Source organism: Pseudomonas sp. EGD-AK9 (assembly GCF_000465935.2).
Classification (GTDB): domain Bacteria; phylum Pseudomonadota; class Gammaproteobacteria; order Pseudomonadales; family Pseudomonadaceae; genus Aquipseudomonas.
Genome location: NZ_AVOF01000903.1, coordinates 1 through 592, shown reverse-complemented (window position 1 = coordinate 592; position 592 = coordinate 1). Strand labels below are relative to the sequence as shown.

1 pseudogene is annotated in these 592 nt (G+C 73.0%); it reads left to right on the top strand.

The window, feature by feature from the left end:
* Positions 1-592 (top strand): annotated as a pseudogene (locus N878_RS25255) (ATP-dependent helicase HrpB); the annotation flags it as partial.

Below are 592 nucleotides of genomic sequence, written 5' to 3'. Positions count from 1 at the left end.
TCGGCTACCGCATCCGCCTGGACAGCAAGATCGGGCCGAACACCCGCATCGAGGTGGTCACCGAGGGCATCCTCGCCCGCCGCCTGCAGGACGATCCGGCGCTGGACGGCGTCGGCCTGGTGATCTTCGACGAGTTCCACGAGCGCAGCCTGGACGCCGACCTGGCCCTGGCGCTGTGCCTCAATGGCCGCGCCATGTTTCGTGGCGTGGACAGCGGTGGGCCGCCGCTCAAGCTGCTGCTGATGTCCGCCACCCTGGAAGGGCAGCGCCTGGCGGCGTTGCTCGGCGAGGCGCCGGTGCTGCGCAGCGAGGGCCGCATGTTCCCGGTGGATATCCGCTGGGGGGCGTCATCGCCGCCGGGCGAGTGGATCGAGCCGCGGGTGGTGCAAACCGTGCTGCAGGCGCTGGCCGACGAGCCGGGCAGTCTGCTGGTGTTCCTCCCCGGCCAGGCCGAGATCCGCCGCGTTGCCGAGCAGCTGGGCGAGGCCCTGGCGGGGCAGGGCGACATCCGGCTCTGCCCGCTGCACGGCGAGCTGGATCTGTCCGCCCAGCGCGCCGCCATCGAGCCGGCGCCGCCCGGCACGCGCAAGGT